This is a genomic window from Hymenobacter metallicola, assembly GCF_004745645.1.
GTDB classification, from domain to species: domain Bacteria; phylum Bacteroidota; class Bacteroidia; order Cytophagales; family Hymenobacteraceae; genus Hymenobacter; species Hymenobacter metallicola.
Genome location: NZ_SRMB01000001.1, coordinates 168,817 through 186,887, shown reverse-complemented (window position 1 = coordinate 186,887; position 18,071 = coordinate 168,817). Strand labels below are relative to the sequence as shown.

Below are 18,071 nucleotides of genomic sequence, written 5' to 3'. Positions count from 1 at the left end.
TTATCAGTAGTGCCCTATCCGGCTAGCTGACTTATCTCTTTCTACGTACTTGAAACATTTTTACTTAGCTACGCTGCTACTCTGCGGCACTGTTGGTGCGTCTGCCCAAGGTTTACCAGGCTACGTCATTACGCCTGCCGGCGACACGCTACGAGGTATTGTGGCAGAAAAGTCGCCGCAACGCATCGGCCTGTATCGGCCCAACGCCCCCATCGCCCTGTATCGGCCGGAGCAGCTGCGGGGGTACGGCGTGGGCCGCCAGGCCGCCTATTTGAGCCGGATAGTGCACCTCAGCACCGGTGCCGATTCGGTGCGCTTTGTGCATCCAGTGTTGCAGGGCCGGGCCAGCCTCTACACCTCCGGCACCGACGCCCTGTTGCAGCCGGCCGGGCAACAAGAGTTGTACGAGCTGACGCCCTTGAACTGGCATTTGCTTTTCCATCGCTACTTATCGGGGTGCCCCAACCTGGCGGTTTCTACCCCGGAAGCACTGCAAAAGCCCTTTTCCAAGGAAGAAGTTGAGCGGCAAATCATTCTATACAACAGCTGTGGCCCCACTGGTCAGTCCCTGACTTTCACGGAAGACCACAGCCAGGGTTGGCTGGCTCGTTATGGTTTCTGGGGTGGCACTACCCTGACATCGATGAAGCTGAATGATAATTTCCGGGATTATCTGCCCTCGCGCACAAAGCCCGGCTCCGGGTATGTACTGGGCCTGGAAGCTATGGCCGTGCGGGCCAACGGCTTGTTTTTAGGGGGTCAGGTTGTTTTCAGCCAGCACCAGACCGAGACAGCGCCCTACACCTACTCACTGTATGCAACTCCGGCTCCGCAAACGTTCACCGAAACCCTGGCTTTTCGGTACCTGCAAACGTCTATCCGGGGCAGTATCGGCAGCAGCTTCGGGCCGCCCCGACTTGTTACTCCTTTCGGGTCGGTTGGCTTGGCCATGACCAGCACCTACCAGACCAAAGAAATCATTACGCAAACCAGTAGCCCGACGGGCCCCCAAACCCTGGAAAAGGACTTGGAAAACGGCGGCAACTTCTACCTGGAAGGCAACCTGGGCATTTGGATTAGAAGCTCGGCTACCACGAGTGTGCGCTTGTCGCTGCAATACGGCTGGGGCTATCTGACGAATCATACCTTCAATGCCGGCAGCACCCAGGTACTTATGGGGCAGGTGGGGTATTTCTTCCTGAGCCACTAAACCCGTGCAATGAGCTTGCTCAGCCGCTTTCCTCCAATCAGAGCGGCGGAGCAAGCCCGTTGATTTTAGAACACGAAGTTGAATGAAGCCTGCCCCAGGATACCGCGCAGGTCGCGGCTGTGCTCGTAGAGCGGCACGAAGTAGCTGGCTTTGGTATCGAGCAGAATGTGCCGGGTTTTGATTAACTCCAGGCCCAGCCCCAGGTTGAGGTTGGGAATAAATTCGTTGCTTTCCTCCGCATTCCGGTTCAGAATAAAGCCGCCCAGCTGGTAGCTGGTGTAGAGGTTGAGAAACTTGCGCCGGCCCCGGCCGAAGTTGCGCGGGTAGAAATCCTGGCCGAAGTTGATGACAAACAGCTCATTCACAAAATCAGGCTCCTCGCCTTTCACCAGGGGCTTGTACACGCCCAGGTTGAAGTAACTCTTGCCGCGGGTAAACATGTACTTGATGGCGTAGCCCTGGTAGGCGCGGCTGGTCAGGCCGGGTTTGGGGTTGTCGAGGCGCAGGTAGCTATACTCCACGCCGGGCATATTCACAAAGCTCACCTTGCGGTTGCCGGTCGGGAAGCTGACCTCGTCGTAGAGGCGCAGGGTCACGTAGGCCTGCCCGGCGTGGCTCTTGATAGTCTGCTGCCGTTGCCGGAGCCGACTCAGGCTACTGCTTTGCCGCTCGAGCTCGGCTTCCAGGCGCTGCCGGTCTACTTCGCTCAGCCGGCCGGCCTGCAGCTCTTTTTCAACGCGGGCCAGCTGGGCAGCCGTCACTTCCTCCTCGGCGCTGAGCTCCTGCAGGCGCGAGGTCAGGTTTTGGGCATTCAGGTTGTTTTCCAGCACGTAGCCCAGGCCCGCCGTCAAGGAGTCGAGGCTGCCCAGGGCGGGGGTCGGCAGCGCAAACTCGGCCGTCAGCTGGTCGGGCGTTTCCTCCTGCTTCTGCACCCACACGGCCCGGCGGCCGATAAAGGCCTTAAGCGCGGTGCGGGCCTCGGCAAACTTGGTGACGCCGACCGTCAGGCGCTTCTGGGTTTCAAACAGCTCCTGGTCGTGGCCCGACTGAGCTAGGGCCGGCAGCAAGCTGCCACTCAGGAGCAGCGTGGCCGCCCAGCGGCGTATGGCAAAGGGAGTAAGCGAATACATGGGGTTGGTCGTCTAAATGCACTCTACCAATCAGCGGTAGACGGGGGCAAGTTGAGCGACATTCACCAATAGCTATATACTTTTCGGCGGCAAAAGCTGCGTTTTTCAGACTTTTCAACGACCCAGCATACCAAGTATTACCCACTAGCAATCAAGGTTTTACTAGTAAATATTTCGACTTAAAATACATCAATCCTTACGCTTCTTGGTGCCCAGAATCAACAGGATCAGGAACAGAAACCCGGTAATTCCGAGGCTCCACCAGGTAATGACCGGAATGCCGTGCAGGTAGCGCATGTCGGGCGAGTAGCGGCCCAGTAGACTCAGGCCCGAGAACAGCAGGAAGGCCACGGCAATGAGGGCAATGATGGTGCGCGAAACGAGCTGGTCGGCCGTGCGCATCAGGGCCTGGTAGCCGCTGAGCTCCACTTTCAGGCGCAGGTCGCCGCGCGAGATTTTGCGCATAATCTGGCGCACGTCGGCCGGCAGGGTCTGAATCAGGGCCAGCAGCTGGGTACCGGTGTACTGGGCCTCGCTCAGAATGTTCTCGGTCGAATACTGCTCGGCAATAATCCGGGCGCCGTAGGGCCGCACAAACTCGAAGGTATTGAAGCGCGGGTGCAGCACTTTGCCGATGCCTTCGAGAATTACCAAGGCCCGCAGAATGAGGAATACCGCGCCGGGCACCTGCAGCTTGTAGTCGTAGATAATTACTTGCAGGCGGTCGGCCAGGTCGCTCATGCTCATCTCCTTCACATCGAGCGTGGTGAAGTCCTCAATCAGGTCGTTGAGGTCGGCTTCGAAGGTACGCATGTCGGGAATATCGGCCGTGAGGGCCAGGCGCCGGAAATTCAGGGCCATGCTGCGCGCGTCCTGCCGGGCCATTCCGATAAATACCCCCGCAAAGGCATATTTCTGCTGTTTGGTAAGCTTGCCCACCATGCCAAAGTCGATGAGCACCAGCGTGCCGTCGGGGCGCACCAGCACGTTGCCCGGGTGGGGGTCGGCGTGGAAAATCCCGAACTCAAAAATCTGGGTCAGGTAGATATCCATGCCGGTTTCGGCTACCTTCTCCGGGCTCAGCTTCCACTCCAGCAGCTGCGCCTTGTCAGTAATTTTGCAGCCGCTGACGAACTCAATGACCAGGATTTTGGCCGAGGAAAGCTCCCGGTAGGGCTTCGGAATGTAGAAGGTTTCGTAGTTCTCGTAGAGCTTGCGAAACTGGTCCATGCTACGGGCTTCGGAGGTGTAGTCCAGCTCCTTCATCATGCTCCGCTCGAAGGCATCGACAATGTCCTGGGGGTTGCTCAGGCCGTGGTTGCGCAAAAAGCCGGCCGTCAGCCGTACTAGCTCGTGCAGCAGGCTCAGGTCGGTGCGCACCTTTTCCTGCACGTCGGGGCGCTGCACCTTCACCACCACGTCTTCGCCCGTGAGCAGCTTGGCCTTGTGCACCTGCCCGATGCTGGCCGAGCCCAGGGGCTTCTCTTCAAACTCGCTGAAGACCTCGGTAATCGGGCGGCCCAGCTCCCGCTCGATAATGGTGCGGGCGACGCGCACGTCGAAGGGCGGCACGTCGCTCTGCAGCTTCTGAAACTCGTCGATGAGGGCTTCGGGCAGCAAGTCGGGCCGGTTGCTCATGGCCTGGGCCAGCTTGATAAAAGTCGGGCCGAGCTCCTCAATCACCATGCGAATTCGCTCCCACCGGCTGGTTTCAAATACGGCCCGCTCGGCGTGCTGCCACGACAACCGCCGCTTCTGGGTAATCAGGCGGCGCAGGGCCGTGTTGGTTACGACATCCTCGAATCCGTAGCGCACCAGCACCTCCACGACCTGCCGAATGCGGGCCAGATTAGAAATCGTGTTTTTGAACATGCGGGCGGTAGCGGAAAAGGACGAGTTTAGGGCTGCAAAATACGCGCTGCGCCCGAGCAATTCCGGCGGCAGCACGAAAAAGCCAGCACCCCACGGAGCGGAGCGCTGGCTTGTCGAATGCTAGAAAGCAAGGGTATTAGGAAGCCGACGAATCGGAATCGGCGGCTGGTGCGGCCGGCGTGGCCTTCTTGGCGCCCGACGACTTGCTGCCGCCCGACGATTTGGACGCCCCGGCCTTGGCTGCGGCCGACTTCTGGGCCGTACCGGCTGCGCTGCTCACGCTGTCGGCGGCCTTTTTGGTAGCGCCCGCCGCTTTGGCCGTGCCGCTGGTAGCCGACGACTTGGCACCACCGCTTTTGGCGGCCCCGGTCGAACCAGCGCCCGAGGTGGCAGTCGACGACTTAGAGCCGCCTTTCACGCTGCGCTTCAGTTCTTCCACGTCGGAGTTGGAGGCCACGCCCACGCTCTTCATCAACTTGGTAGCAATGCTGCTGAACTGCTTTTCCAGCTCCTTGCGCTTGGTCTCGGAGTTCTTTTTCAAGTCGTCCATAATCTTCTTCCCTTCCTCCTCCGACAGCTTGCTTTCACGTACCAGCGCATCAATGGTGGTTTGCACCCGGTCACTGGTCAGCGACACGAAGCCGACGCCGGCATTGATGAATTTTTTAAACAAATCTTCCATGGTGCTAAACGGTTAAAAAGAGTTGAGGTGAGTGGGAAACAACATTATGGCCGCGCTAGGCAGGAAAAGTAGTATGCAAGCCGAGTACTTTCAGCAAACCTACAAAAACATAGCTATATAGTTGGTTGTGAGGTGCAATTTTTTCCGAATACACTTCCATACGAGCTTTTCAGGCGGTGCATACAGGGCTTGTTCATCTCAATTACTATTGAATACTATTGAACACCAGTGAGGTTGGTCTTACAGCCGGGCCCGGAGCCGGGCATCGGAAGACAACTTTTCAGCTGGCCGACGCACGGTTTTCAATACCTGAGCAGCGGCCTGCTGAGCGGCCCAGATACCGGTTGTGAAGCAGGCTACCTTGTCGAGGGCCTCCCGGGCTTCGGGCACGTAGCGCCAAAACAGGTGCCACCAGTGCACCAGGCCCGAAAAGGATTGCAACGTAACGGGGACGCCGGCCTTGGTGGCTTTGGCAGCAAAGGCCAGCACGTCGTCGTAAAGCACTTCCGCATCCGAGGTCTGGAGCAGCAAGGGCGGCAACTCGTGCAGGCGGGCCCGCACCGGCGACACCAGCGGCGAGGTCAGCGGCACGTCGCCGGCATAGAGGCCGCCCCACCCCCGGATGGCCAGTGCTTCGACCAGTTGGATTTCCTCGTCGGCTACGCGGCGGATGGTGCTGGTAGGGAGCACGAGGTCCGTCCAGGGCGAGAGGCCGATACCGGCAGCGGGCAGCGGAAGGTGTTGGTCGCGAAGGGCCAGCAGCAGGGCCAGCATTAGACCTCCTCCGGCCGAGTCGCCGGCGACTATGATATTGTGCGCCGCATAGCCCTGGCCTAACAGCCAGCGGTAGGCCAGCAGGGCGTCCTCAAGGGCGGCCGGAAATGGATGTTCGGGGGCTTTTCGGTAGTCGATAGCCAGGGCCTGCATGCCGCAGCGCTGGGCCAGGGCGCCCACCATGCTGCGATGGGTATTCAGGGAGCCCAGCACGTAGCCGCCGCCATGCAAATACAGCAGCACCCGCCGCGAATCGGCTATTTCGGGGCGAATCCACTCGGCGGCCAAGCCTTCAATTTGCAGACTGTCGAAGTGGACGCCCCAGGGCATAAACTGGCCTAGGCTACCGAGTTCCAGGCTTAGGCGCATGGCCGCAATACTGGGCCGGCGCCGAGCCAAGGGCATGGTAGAGGCCGTCAGAAACTGTTTGAGGAGCAAATGCTGGGGGGAAGGCATTTGAAAAAGAAAAAAGCGGGGAATCGGAAATCAGAGCAGCGGGGCCACGCTGGCGGGCGTGGTATTTTGGCAGGCAAAAAGGCCGCCGTATGGGCAGCACTCAGGTAAGATATTGTCTTTTACTGACTGAGACAGAACAGGTTTCGAGATTAGCGCCCGATTTACATTTTATAGCCTTTCAATCACATTTTTTTACCGATCCGGTGGCCTTTATACCCGCGAATGGCAATCGGAATCCAGCCCAGAATAGGAATGAAGAAGCTGATGGTAAACGGATTGCGCCAGATCATGCGCAGCCAGCTCCCCGGGCTGGTCAAATCCAGACTGATGTCGCGCTGGCCTTTGCGGGTGTACTGCTTCTCAAACTCGGTAAAGACGGCCGGCCAGGCAAAGGGCAGAAAAAACGGGAAGTAGCGCCAGTTCTGCTTGATGCGCTGCCACATTTCGGCCCAGCGGTAGGGCTTTTGGCCGTATTGCTGCACGGCCGCATCCATCTCCGCTTGCATACGGGCCCGCACCTGGTTGGACAGTTCCTCGTATTCGGCCCGGCTCAGCTCATCGTGGGCCTTGTCGGTCAGTTCGTAGGGCTTGATGCGGGAGCCGAGCACGAAGGTGAGCTTGGCGGGAAAGGCCATGTAAAAAAACCAGGGCTGCAACAGCACCATGAGGATAATGGGCCCCATGGGGATAAAGGGAATCCCGATTTTCTTGCTCAGGTTATTGATCCAATCCCAGCTGTAGGCATAGGGGTTGAGGTATTCCCCGTTGATAGTATAAAACGGGATGATGTCGGTGCGGTGCTGAATGCCCAGGCGAATGATGCTGGTAGCCAGGCGCTGGAGCTGATACTTGCGGTTGAAGCCTTTGCCGATGCCCGGCACGCCTTCCGGGTAGAGCATCAGGTTGTGCTCCTGGTAGTACATCATCGTTTCGAAGTTCAGCGTCGTGGCATCCACGCAGCCGCAGCGCTTCCAGAAGTCGCGCACCAGAAACGGGTTCATCAGGGCCGACTGCGACAACATGGGCGCGGACAGGGGCCGGGGCAGGTCCCGCAGGCTGGGCAACTTGCGCCACAAGTGCGACAGGGCCACCATAGCATCCCAGGGAAAGGCCATGCCCGAGTGGTTAGAGGCAAAAATCAGCGGGGTATCCGGGTTATTGCGCTGCGGGTAATTTTCGAACCCCACCAGCTCGGAGCGAAACCACACCCGGTCGAGCAGCTGCAGGATGTTTTTGTCGAGCTGGTAGACAAACTCCTCGTCGAAGTAATCAGAGTAGATATGCTGATTGGCCCGGATTTCGGGCGGCGGGGTCGGCAGCGCGGGCGAAGGGGCCGTGGGCATCAGGCAAGATCGGACGAGAAAGTGGGTGGCAAGGAGAAGGTCGGGCTTCTAAGGTAGAAAAATATACGGTTGAACGGCCCTGCGGGCTGCTTTCCTGCCCTTCCGTCCCAGCGCAGCCTGCCCCGCAGGTGGGCCTACGTTAAATTTCCCGCTTGAGCTGTACCTGCTTGGTGGCCAGCTCCCCATCGGGGCGGCGCACAATGAACAGCACTTTTCGGCCGTCGGCCGAGTGCAGAATCCGGCTTACCTGCGTCAGGGTAAGCGCCCCGGCCGGCAGCAGGTTGATAGACAGAATCTCATCATTGACCTGCAGGCCGGCTTTGGCCGCGGGCGAGTTGGGCATGACCTGGGTAATTACGTAGCGCCGGTAGTCGGGGCCGGCCGCCACAATGTCCATGCCGCACATATCGTGCTCGAAGGGCTCCCGATACAGCATGTTGGGGCGCAGCAGCAGGTAGTTCTGGCTGTAGTTGATAATCACATCAAAGCGCTTGAGCAGCTCAAACCCGATGTTGCCGTTGCGGGGCACGTCGGCCCGCATGGCTACGTCGGTCGAGTCGGGGAAGGAAGTCAGCAGGGAGTTGAGCTGGTAGCGGCCCAGCTGCAGCCCCGACACGCGGCCCAGGTAGCCGTTGATAAAGCCATTGAGGCCCTTGCCCAGCTGGGAGCGGAGCCGCTTGGGGGGTACGCGCAGCTGGGAGCTGGAGGTGGTTTCGATTGACAAGGCGTGGCCGGCCCCGGTATCGAGCACCAGCTTCAGGGGCAGCTGCAGGGAGTCAGTTATCTGCACCTGGGTGGTGAGGTAGGGCTTATTGCCTTCCAGGTCGATGGGGAGGTGGGCCCAGCGGCGGCCCCGGGGCTTACGGAAGCTGGCCGGATCATGAAAAACCAGCATGCTTTCGGCCGGTTTCACCTCTACTACGAAGCTGAGGAAAACATCGGCCCCCAGAATACCGTGGATGGGCATCCCGACGTAGCCGGAAAGGTTGAGAATGTCTTCCGACAAGGTCAGAAACAGCATGGACGGGGCAACGATGCCGGGTATTTCCACGCGTACTCCGTTGGTTTCAAAGGCTTCCAGCGGAGCCTCATTGCCGGCCCCGGCCACCCGAAAGCTCCGCCCCACGCGCAGGTTCAGGGTCTTGGTGAGCGAGGGGTCGGTAATGAGCGAGGTGCCCACGCCGGTGTCCAGCAAAAAGTTAAACGGCCCCTGCCCATTCAGTAGTACATTGACTACAATCAGGTTACGCTCCAGCTCAAAGGGAAATTTCACTTTATGCGCTTTCGCCCGGGCAAAGCGAAACGGAGCGGCCGACTGCCCCGCCCCGGGCAAAGCCAGCAGGCAGCAGGCTAGCAAAAACACCAAAATCCCCACCCGGGGCCTGAAAGGGCTACGGCAGCAGAACGTATGTACGGCTGAAGAGGACATAGAAACAACGTGGCGGCCTGGTAATATAGCAAATTTTCACCGGGCTACCGTGGCTGTCGGTATGGTTATTCTAAGTCGCCCCAGGCCCTATTCTGCTCGTAATGCAACTGGCCTCGGCGAATCGTGAGGGGCGATTCTATGTTGTTGGTATAGAGCTGGCCCGTACCCAGGCCCTGGGGAAAATCGGTGGTGGCAAACCGGGCGGCAAACTGGCTGATGGCGTTCAGCCCCACATTGGACTCCAGGGCCGAGGTCAGCCACCACCCGATGCCCCGGGCCTGGGCCAGGTCAATCCAGTGCCGGGAGGCCGCCAGCCCGCCCAGCAGCGTCGGTTTGAGAATAATATAGGCTGGCCGGATGTGGTCGAGCAAGGCCTCTGCCTGCCCGGCCTCGGTTACCCCAATCAGTTCCTCATCGAGGGCCACGGGCACGGGCGAGGTGCGGCATACGGCGGCCATAGCCTCCCACTGCCCGGCCCGGATGGGCTGCTCAATGGAATGTAGGTCGAAGCGGGCCAGCTGCTCCAGCTTTTGCGGGGCTTCGGCGAGGGCAAAGGCCCCGTTGGCATCGACGCGCAGGGTCAGCTGCTCGGGGCCCGCCACGGCCCGGATTTCGGTGAGCAGCCGCAGCTCGGTGGCAAAGTCGATACCCCCGATTTTAAGTTTCAGACAGGAGTAGCCCTCGGCCAGCTTTTTCTGAATCTGCTCCCGCATAAATTCTGCGTCGCCCATCCAGACCAGTCCGTTGATGGAAATACCGGCCTCCCCCTGGCTAAACGCCGAGTCGTAGAGCAGGCGCCGGCCACCCTGCTGCCAGTCGAGGGCGGCCGTTTCCAGGGCAAAGCGTAGGGCGGGCAACTCAGCGGGCACCAGGGCCGCTGCCGCGTCCGGGCTCAGGGCGGCGTGTTGCTGCTGATTGAACTGCTGGCAGAAGGCGGCAATCTGGGCTTCCGTGCCGGGGGAATAGTCGGGACTGAGGCCAGCCAGTGGGGCCGCTTCGCCCACCCCCTGCCGCCCGGGCTGGGTGGTATCGGTCAGGCGCAGATAGTAGGCGTAGTGCTCGGTCAGGGCGCCGCGGGAAGTGCGGGCCGGGAAGTTGAAGCGCAGAATACGCTTGGAGTAGGAAAGATGCAGCATGATGCGGCAGCGAAAAACGGGTGGACAGGCAAATAACAGAGAAATCAGCGGCCTGGCCCGAAACTACCGGAAAAGAACAAGCCCGCGTGCAGAACACGCGGGCTTGTCGGCTTGATGGCAACCGTTATAGCTGCCGATACTTCAGAGAGAAACTATCGGGTGGCACCGCCCTGGTTGCTCCGTCCGCGACTAGCCTGGCCCCCCTTACGGCCGGCTTCACGGGCTTCTTCTGAAGTAAAACGATGGCCGCGGCCACTTTCATGCGAGGCCTTGCCTCCTTCACTGGCTATGCGGCGCTGTTCGGCCGGATCCATGGCGGCAAAGCCCCGGAGGCTTTTGCCGGCTGGCGTCGTTTTGCTGTTCGTGGCCCGGGCGCCCTGACGGCCGGCTTCGCTCTGACGGGAAGAGCTGTTACGGGAAGTGTTGTTCGTAATCATAGTGTTGTAGGGTTTTGGAGAACGGGGGTTGTGACTTGCCCTCTTCAACGGGCGTTGCTTAACAAGGATAGGCATTCTGGCAGCTAATTCGCCCTCTAAACTCCAAAATACCAACTACTACTGATGAGCTGCTGCGTAGTTACAGAGGGGCCTGCGCGATAAGTACCCACTCCTCCTAGCTGTCGAGCTTTTTTTGCGCCTAATCCCTTAAAAAACGTATAAGACGCACCCGTTCAACCTGGGCCCCAAAACTCGGTGTGGCTTTTCCGGTTACCTTACCACCTCCCTACCCCTGCGCTATGACTGCTGCTACCCTGCTTATCCCGTCCCAGTCTGCCCCTGTCCCTGCCACTGCCCCGCTGGTGAGCCGCTACCAAGCAGTACGGCAGCAGACCGAAGCCCTGTGCCGCCCGCTGCTGCCCGAAGACACCGTGGTGCAGCCCATGGTTGATGTGAGTCCGCCGAAGTGGCACCTGGCCCACACCACCTGGTTTTTCGAGACGTTTCTGCTGGGCGAATACCAGCCCGGCTACCAAGTATTTCACCCCGACTACGCCTTTCTGTTCAACTCCTACTACAACTCCCTGGGCAGCCGCGTCAACCGGGCCGACCGGGGCACGTTGTCGCGCCCGGCCCTGGCCGACGTGTATGCCTACCGAACCCACGTCGATGCTCAAATGCTGGCCCTGCTGCAGCGACAGGCGGAGTTGCCCGAGTCGTTTGCGGCCCTTCTGGAGCTGGGCCTGCAGCACGAGCAGCAGCACCAGGAGCTGCTCGTCACCGACATCAAGTACATTCTGAGCACCAACCCGCTGGCCCCGGCCTACCTGCCGGCTTCGGCCGACGCGCCGGTTTCGGACGCGCCGGGCCCGCCCGCTGCCTGGCTGCCCGTGCGGGGTGGCGTACACCGCATTGGCTACGAAGGCGCGGGCTTCTGCTTCGACAACGAGCAGGCCCCCCACGAGGTGTACGTAGCCGACTTCAGCCTGCAAAACCGTTTGGTAACCAACGCCGAATACCTGCAGTTTATCGAAGCCGGCGGCTACTCGGATTTCCGCTACTGGCTCGGTGAAGGCTGGGAGCTGGTGCAGCAGGCCGGCTGGCAGGCGCCGCTGTACTGGGTACGCCGGCCCGAGGGCTGGTTTCGCTTCACCCACCACGGCCTGCGCCCGCTTGATCTGGCTGCGCCCGTTACCCACGTGAGCTTTTACGAAGCCGACGCCTATGCCCACTGGGCCGGAGCCCGCCTGCCTACCGAACAGGAGTGGGAAATTGCGGCCCGCCAGTTTCACCCCGAAGCCGCGGCCGGCACCTTCCTGGAAAGCCGTAGCTTCGACCCCCAACCCCTGCCCGCGGATGCGGCCCCCGACCAGTGCCACCAGCTGCTGGGCGACGCCTGGGAGTGGACCTACTCGGCTTACCACGCCTACCCCGGCTACGAGCGGGCCGCCGGGGCCCTGGGCGAATACAACGGCAAGTTCATGATCAACCAATTGGTGCTGCGCGGGGGCTCCTGCGCCACGCCCGAAAGCCATATCCGCCTTACCTACCGCAATTTCTTTCACGCCGATAAACGCTGGCAGTTTACCGGCATCCGCTTGGCTCGCTAAGCCTCCGCCCCTTTACCTCTCTCCTTACTGTTCCTTGCATGTCTGCCCCCTCTCTCCCCGCTGTGGCTTCTCCTGATCTGGCCCGGCACGTTGCTCAGGGCTTAAGCCGCACGCCCAAAACCCTGTCGTCGATGTACTTCTACGACGATGCCGGCAGCCAGCTGTTTCAACAGATTATGGCCCTGCCCGAGTACTACCCTACCCGCACCGAGTTTAGCCTGCTGACCACGCACCAAGCCGCCATAACCCAGGCCCTACGGCCCGCCGCTACTGAGGAACCTTTCTTTCTGCTGGAATTGGGGGCCGGCGACGGGCTGAAAACCAAGATTCTGCTGCGCCACTTGCTCGAAACCGGGGCCAACTTTACGTATGTACCCGTCGATATTTCGGCGGCGGCCATCGACGGGCTGGTGGCCAGCCTGCAAGATGAGCTGCCCACGCTGCAGGTCGAGCCCCAGGTGTCGGACTATGCTGCGGCCCTGGTGCTGATGGCTGCCCGCCCCGGCCGCAAAGCGGTGCTGTTTCTGGGCTCCAACATCGGCAACTTCCTACCCGCCGACCGGCGCGAGTTTTTGCGCCAGCTGGCTGAGCCGCTGTCCGCCAACGACCGGCTGCTGGTGGGCTTTGACCTACAGAAAGACCCGCGCCAGATCCGGGCCGCCTACGACGACTCCCAGGGCGTGACGGCCGCCTTTAACCTGAATCTGCTGACGCGCCTGAACCGGGAGCTGGGCGCCGACTTCGACCTCGACCATTGGCAGCACTACACCGATTACGACCCACTCAGCGGGGCAATTCGCTCTTACCTGGTAAGCACCCGCGACCAGCAGGTGCAGGTAGCGGCCCTGCAGCAAAGCTTTGCCTTCCAGGCCTGGGAGGTTATTCACACGGAGAATTCTTACAAGTTTACCCGCCATCTGATTGAGCAGACGGCTGCCGAGGCCGGCCTGGAAGTGCAGCAGTTCTTTACCGATGCCGACAACTATTTTGCGGATGTAGTGCTGGCTCCCGTGGTCTAAGCCGGCGGGGTGCTACTTCAATAGCTCTTTGACAATAGCGTTGCGCATGACTTCTTTTCCCGAGACGATTAGCCTGGCTTCCGGCTACGGCAACTTTCAACCGCCGACCGTGGCCGTGCAAGCCGCCGCCCACTTGCTGACGGCCGGCCCGCTACCGATAAGCCCCGTTGAAGGTCTGCCCGAGGTGCGCGCCGCCATTGCGGCGCGCTACCAGCGGCAGGGGGCAGCGGTTCAGCCCGAGCAAGTAGTACTGACGGCCGGGGCCAAACCGGCCCTGCTGGCCGTGTTCCAGGCCTTGCTCCAGCCCCAGCAGGAAGTACTGCTGCTGACACCCAACTGGTTTGGCTTTCGGGGCCTGGTGGAAAAGGCCGGCGGCACGCTCCGCACCCTGCCCCTAGACCCGGCCACCGACTACGCTCTTGACCTCGAGGCCATCCAAGCAGCCCTGACCCCACAAACCCGGATTTTGCTGCTGAGCAACCCCAACAATCCGACGGGCCGGGTCTACACCCGCCCCGAATGGCAAGGCCTGCTCCACCTAACCCGCCAGTGGCCCAACCTAGCGGTAGTATCCGACGAGATATACGACGGTATCAACTTCGGGCCCGAGCGGGTGGTTTCCTTGCTGGAGTTTGCGGACCCACACCAGCAGCACATAGTAGTCAGTGGCTTTTCCAAGTCGCTGGCTCTCATTGGCTGGAGCGCCGGCTACCTGGTGGCCCCACTCCCCCTGGTGCGCCAGGCTACGGCCTGGCAGTTTGCCACCAATGCCGCCGTGGCGGCCCTGTCGCAGGCGGCCGCGCAGGCCGTTACCGAGCACGCCGAAACCATTAGCCGGGAGCTGTGCCAAGGGCTGGCTGCTACCCGGGAGCTGATGCAAACTGCGCTAGCGGCCCTGCCGGGGGTGAAAAATCAGGTGCCAGCCGGCACGTACTACTTCTTTCCTGATTTTCGGGCTTATCTGAACCCGGCCCTGGCGCCCGGGCCGGCCTCGGCCGAGTTGGTAGCCCGGCTGCGGGCGGGTGGGGTGGAAACGGTAGATGGCGCCAGCTGCGACGCGCCGGGCTTTTTGCGTCTTTCCTACGCCCTGCCCGAACCCTTGCTACGGGAAGCCCTGCGCCGGCTGTCGACCGTGCTGGTGGGCAGCTCAGCAGGCTAATTTCGAGGTGGTGACGGGTAGGCCCGCCGGGGGTTGTACCTTTGCGGCTGTTTTTGCCCCGCCTTATGCCCTTCGATCAGCTTCGTCCCCATATCAAACCAACCCTGCTGCTAGCCTACCCGGTAGTGCTCAGCCAGCTCGGCCACATTCTGGTCAGCGTTTGCGACAGTGTGATGGTGGGCCAGACGGGTAAGCTGCCCCTGGCGGCCGTATCGTTGGGCGTCAGCGTCAGCACCGTAGTCATGATTTTTGGGATGGGGCTCTCCTTTGCCATCACGCCGCTAGTCGCGGCGGCCGACGGGAAGCGCGACGTTTCGGCGTTGGGTCATCTGCTCACGGGCGGGGTGTGGCTGAGTTCGGTGGCGGGCCTGGTGCTGGCCGGCGTAGGCTTTTTGGTGGCCCCATTTCTGAAGTATCTCGACCAGCCCGCCGAAGTCGTGGCCCTGGCGGCGCCCTGGGTGCGGGTAATGTTCCTGTCCCTGTTTCCGCTGATGATATTCCAGGGCTTCAAGCAGTTTGCCGAAGGGCTGGGCCTCACCCGCCAAGCCATGATCTTGTCGTTGCTGGCCAACGTGGTGAATGCCGTGCTGTGCTACGCGCTGATTTTTGGCAACCTCGGAGCCCCCCAAATGGGCATGATGGGTGCCGCCTGGGCCACGCTGGTTGCCCGCATGCTGATGGCCGTGTTGATGGGCACCTACGTGCTGCGCGCCAAGCGCCTGGCTCCCTACCGGGCCGCTGCCACGCATTGGCTCCGCCCCGCCGGGGCTACCCTGCGGCGCCTTGTGGGCCTGGGCGCCCCCATTGGCGGACAGATGATGTTTGAGATGGGCGCCTTCAGCTTCTCAGCCGTTATGATTGGCTGGCTGGGTGCTACCTCCCTGGCTGCCCACCAGATTGCTATCAACGTGGCCTCCGTAACCTACATGGCTGCTAGTGGTGTAGGGGCGGCGGCCACCATTCGGGTTGGTAATTTCCGGGGACACGGTGATGCAGCCGGAGCCCGGCAGGCGGGCCTCGCCGCGTATCTGATTACGTTCCTGTTTATGAGCACCATGGCGCTGGTGCTTATCGGGGGGCGCCATAGGATTCCGTACTTCTACAACCACGACCCGGAAGTAGTAGCCCAAGCCTCGCTGCTCCTGCTCATTGCGGCCCTGTTCCAGATTTCCGATGGCCTGCAGGTAGTTGGCTTGGGGGCTTTGCGCGGGCTGGAAGACGTAAAGATTCCCTCAGTAGTGGCGCTGTTGGCGTATTGGGCCGTGGCCCTGCCCTTTGGATACTGGCTCAGCACGCGCCTGCAGATGGGCGCTACCGGCGTCTGGATTGGCTTGCTGACGGGCCTTACGCTGGTAGCCGGCCTGCTCCTGTGGCGCTTCCGGCAGCACAGCGCCTCCCTCGTTGCGCCGGCCCAGGCTTCCCTGGCGAGGTAGTGAGCTGATGCGTACCGCACGAGATTTTACGCGACAAGGAATTGAAAAGCATCCAAAATAGTTGTTCAGCCAACCCGTAGCCCCCTACCCTGACAATTGTACTTTTCAGTTATTTCTGATGCCTTTTCTCTCTTTTATCCTCTCCTTCCTGGTCTTGGCGCCAGGGCCGCAGCAGGGCACGCCCAAACCAGTGGCCAAACCACAGCCGGCACTGCTGGGCTGGTCGGCGAACCGGCCCCTGACCTGGGACGATTTTCAGGGCAAACCCATGCCCACTGAGCAGCTGGCAGCCCTGACGGCGGCCAACATCGACGTGCAGGTAGCCTGCAAAGACTATGTTTTCTCCTCATCGGTAAAAGCGGTATTCATTCCTCAGGAATCCTGGACGCGCGACAAGAAAAAGGCTACGCCGGAGCTGCTGCGCCACGAGCAGCTGCACTTCGACATTACCGAGCTGCACGCCCGCATGCTGCGCCAGAAAATCAGCTTGGTTAAGTTCGACTGCGAGCGTCTGAATCCGGCGTTTAACAACCTGACCAACGCGGCCTTTGCCGCCTGGAAACGGGAGGAATTCAACTACGACCGGGAAAGCAACCACGGTCTGAATGCCACAAAGCAGGCTTTTTGGGAAACGCAGGTTAAGCAGCGCCTAGCCCTGCTGGAGAAATTTGCCTCCCAGCCTTAGGCGTTTCGGTGCTATGTTGCGGCATGAACCCTGCTGCCACTACTACGATTTCCTGGGCCGACTTTGCGCGGGTCGACCTGCGGGTGGGTACCATTCTGGAAGCCCGCGAATTTCCCGAGGCCCGCAAGCCCGCCTACCAGCTCCTGATTGACTTGGGGCCGGAGGTAGGCCAGAAACGCTCCAGCGCCCAGATTACGCACCACTACACGCCGGCGGCACTGGTAGGCCGCCAAGTGCTGTGCGTGGTCAACTTCCCGGTTAAGCAAATCGGGCCCTTCCGTTCGGAAGTACTGGTAACGGGCGCAGCCGACGCCGACGGTCATATTGTGCTGGCGGCCCTGGCCGGGCCGGTGCCCAATGGCAGCCGCTTGATCTGACCCCGGAAAAACTTACTGGGGTGGCAGGGTCTGCAGCCGGACTTTGCGCATGGCAATGCTGTCGAGCACGATGCCGTACATTTCGTCCAGGTCCTTGTCGTGCACGGCGTAGTAGCGGTAGCTCTGCCAGAAAGTCGAGTCCGACACGTCGTGGCGCCAGAGCATATCTTTCTGCAGCTGGTTGAACAGAGCCTGGGCCGAGTCGGCGCGCAAGCCCGAGCCCTGCACGCGGCTTTCGTTCACGTGCAGTTCTACCAGCATCTGCACCATCTTCTCTTTGGGCAACAGGTTGGCAGGCGGCGCGGCTTCTTCCGGCCGCTGACAGCTGGTCAGCAATGCACTCAGAATCAAGGCCAGGCAGATGGGGAGCTTTTTCACGTGTGCAAAGTTAGGAGGAACCCGTAGTTTAGCTGAAATGAATTCACCGGCCCTCACTCCTTTCCAACAACTTGTCCGGAAGCTACGGCAGATGGAAATCCGTATACTGAAAGCAGCGGATGCACAGTTGCAGGGCGATTTTCATTCCGTTTTCAAAGGCACGGGTCTCGAATTCGATGATGTGCGCCTCTACCAGTACGGCGACGAGGTGCGGGCCATCGACTGGGCCGTGTCCAGCAAAGGCCACGGCACCTTCGTCAAAACCTACAAGGAAGAACGGGAACAGTCGGTTTTATTGCTGCTCGACGTCAGCGCCTCCCAGCAGGTGGGGGCCGAAGGGCGCCGCAAGCTGGACGTGGGCCGCGAAATCTGCGGCATTCTGGCCCTGGCCGCCGCCCGGCAGGGGGCTCAGCTGGGCATTCTGGCCTTTTCCAGTCAGAAAGAGCTGTATCTGGCCCCGGGCAAAGGTATTCACCACGCGTATTCGCTTATCAAGCGGTTGTTTGAGCTGGAGCCCCGCTCCCGCCAGACGGCCGTGGGGGCGGGCATCAAGCAGGCGCTGGGGCTGCTCAAGCGCCGCAGCATCATCCTGCTCATTTCCGACTTTATTGACACCAACTACGAGCGGGAACTGACCATGCTGGCCCGCAAGCACGATTTGGTGGTGCTGCAGCTGCTCGACAAGCGGGAAAAAGAGTTCCCCCCCCTGGGCATCGTGCCCCTGCTCGACCAGGAAACGGGCCGCACGGTGTGGGTGAATACCTCGGCCGAAGCCTTCCGCAAACGCTACCGGGCCACCTACGAGCAAAACCGGGAGCAAATCGGGCAGATTTGCCGCCGCCACCGCACCGAGTTTCTTTCCATTGCCACCGATACCGATTTTGTGCCGCAGCTGGTCCGGCTGTTTCGGCGGCGCAATCAGCGGGGAGGCCGGGCCTGAT

Annotated in this window: 17 protein-coding genes; 8 read left to right on the top strand and 9 right to left on the bottom strand. The window is 60.8% G+C overall.

From position 1 onward, the window contains the following. The first annotated feature begins 49 nt into the window (after positions 1-49). Entirely contained in the window at positions 50-1,210 is a 1,161-nt protein-coding gene (locus E5K02_RS00860) for a hypothetical protein (protein ID WP_135391420.1), read from the top strand. 65 nt (positions 1,211-1,275) lie between these two features. On the opposite strand, the gene E5K02_RS00855 is transcribed toward E5K02_RS00860, so the two are convergent. From E5K02_RS00855 to E5K02_RS00820, 8 genes are all read right to left on the bottom strand, one after another. Next, positions 1,276-2,340, bottom strand: coding sequence for a DUF4349 domain-containing protein (locus E5K02_RS00855; protein WP_135391419.1), 1,065 nt, complete (start codon positions 2,338-2,340; stop codon positions 1,276-1,278). Between the two features lie 189 nt (positions 2,341-2,529). Then, positions 2,530-4,212: an ABC1 kinase family protein gene (locus tag E5K02_RS00850; RefSeq protein WP_135391418.1), complete on the bottom strand. Its 1,683-nt coding sequence runs from the start codon at positions 4,210-4,212 to the stop codon at positions 2,530-2,532. 136 nt (positions 4,213-4,348) lie between these two features. Beyond that, positions 4,349-4,894 (bottom strand): phasin family protein, encoded by a 546-nt coding sequence (locus E5K02_RS00845; protein ID WP_135391417.1) that lies wholly within the window; start codon positions 4,892-4,894, stop codon positions 4,349-4,351. A 240-nt stretch (positions 4,895-5,134) separates the two neighbouring features. Beyond that, positions 5,135-6,124: an alpha/beta hydrolase gene (locus E5K02_RS00840; protein WP_135391416.1), complete on the bottom strand. Its 990-nt coding sequence runs from the start codon at positions 6,122-6,124 to the stop codon at positions 5,135-5,137. Between the two features lie 182 nt (positions 6,125-6,306). Continuing rightward, positions 6,307-7,467 (bottom strand): lysophospholipid acyltransferase family protein, encoded by a 1,161-nt coding sequence (locus E5K02_RS00835; RefSeq protein WP_135391415.1) that lies wholly within the window; start codon positions 7,465-7,467, stop codon positions 6,307-6,309. 139 nt (positions 7,468-7,606) lie between these two features. Beyond that, on the bottom strand, positions 7,607-8,740 hold the full coding sequence (locus E5K02_RS00830) for an aspartyl protease family protein (RefSeq protein ID WP_167856229.1): 1,134 nt from the start codon (positions 8,738-8,740) through the stop codon (positions 7,607-7,609). Between the two features lie 221 nt (positions 8,741-8,961). Continuing rightward, a complete protein-coding gene (locus E5K02_RS00825; RefSeq protein ID WP_135391413.1) occupies positions 8,962-10,032 on the bottom strand; it encodes an o-succinylbenzoate synthase in 1,071 nt (356 codons plus the stop codon). 152 nt (positions 10,033-10,184) lie between these two features. Beyond that, a complete protein-coding gene (locus E5K02_RS00820; protein ID WP_135391412.1) occupies positions 10,185-10,469 on the bottom strand; it encodes a KGG domain-containing protein in 285 nt (94 codons plus the stop codon). 299 nt (positions 10,470-10,768) lie between these two features. On the opposite strand from E5K02_RS00820, the gene egtB reads away from it, so the two are divergent. The 6 genes from egtB (at position 10,769) to E5K02_RS00790 (ending at position 16,752) form a co-directional block, all read left to right on the top strand. After that, positions 10,769-12,079 carry an ergothioneine biosynthesis protein EgtB gene (egtB, locus tag E5K02_RS00815; RefSeq protein WP_135391411.1) on the top strand — a complete coding sequence of 437 codons (1,311 nt, stop codon included), beginning with the start codon at positions 10,769-10,771 and terminating at the stop codon, positions 12,077-12,079. 38 nt (positions 12,080-12,117) lie between these two features. Beyond that, complete coding sequence (gene egtD / locus E5K02_RS00810; RefSeq protein WP_135391410.1) at positions 12,118-13,098, top strand: L-histidine N(alpha)-methyltransferase; 981 nt, start codon at positions 12,118-12,120, stop codon at positions 13,096-13,098. A gap of 46 nt (positions 13,099-13,144) precedes the next feature. Beyond that, positions 13,145-14,257, top strand: a complete 1,113-nt coding sequence (locus tag E5K02_RS00805) for a pyridoxal phosphate-dependent aminotransferase (RefSeq protein ID WP_135391409.1) — start codon at positions 13,145-13,147, stop codon at positions 14,255-14,257. Positions 14,258-14,322: 65 nt separating this feature from the next. Further along, a complete protein-coding gene (locus E5K02_RS00800; RefSeq protein ID WP_135391408.1) occupies positions 14,323-15,690 on the top strand; it encodes an MATE family efflux transporter in 1,368 nt (455 codons plus the stop codon). A 118-nt stretch (positions 15,691-15,808) separates the two neighbouring features. Further along, a complete protein-coding gene (locus tag E5K02_RS00795; protein ID WP_135391407.1) occupies positions 15,809-16,375 on the top strand; it encodes a DUF922 domain-containing protein in 567 nt (188 codons plus the stop codon). Positions 16,376-16,398: 23 nt separating this feature from the next. Continuing rightward, positions 16,399-16,752 carry a tRNA-binding protein gene (locus E5K02_RS00790; RefSeq protein WP_135391406.1) on the top strand — a complete coding sequence of 118 codons (354 nt, stop codon included), beginning with the start codon at positions 16,399-16,401 and terminating at the stop codon, positions 16,750-16,752. A 12-nt stretch (positions 16,753-16,764) separates the two neighbouring features. Here E5K02_RS00790 and E5K02_RS00785 read toward each other — a convergent pair whose 3' ends face one another. Further along, entirely contained in the window at positions 16,765-17,130 is a 366-nt protein-coding gene (locus tag E5K02_RS00785; protein WP_135391405.1) for a DUF4296 domain-containing protein, read from the bottom strand. Between the two features lie 91 nt (positions 17,131-17,221). On the opposite strand from E5K02_RS00785, the gene E5K02_RS00780 reads away from it, so the two are divergent. After that, on the top strand, positions 17,222-18,070 hold the full coding sequence (locus E5K02_RS00780; protein WP_240737092.1) for a DUF58 domain-containing protein: 849 nt from the start codon (positions 17,222-17,224) through the stop codon (positions 18,068-18,070). The last annotated feature ends 1 nt before the right edge of the window (position 18,071 follow it).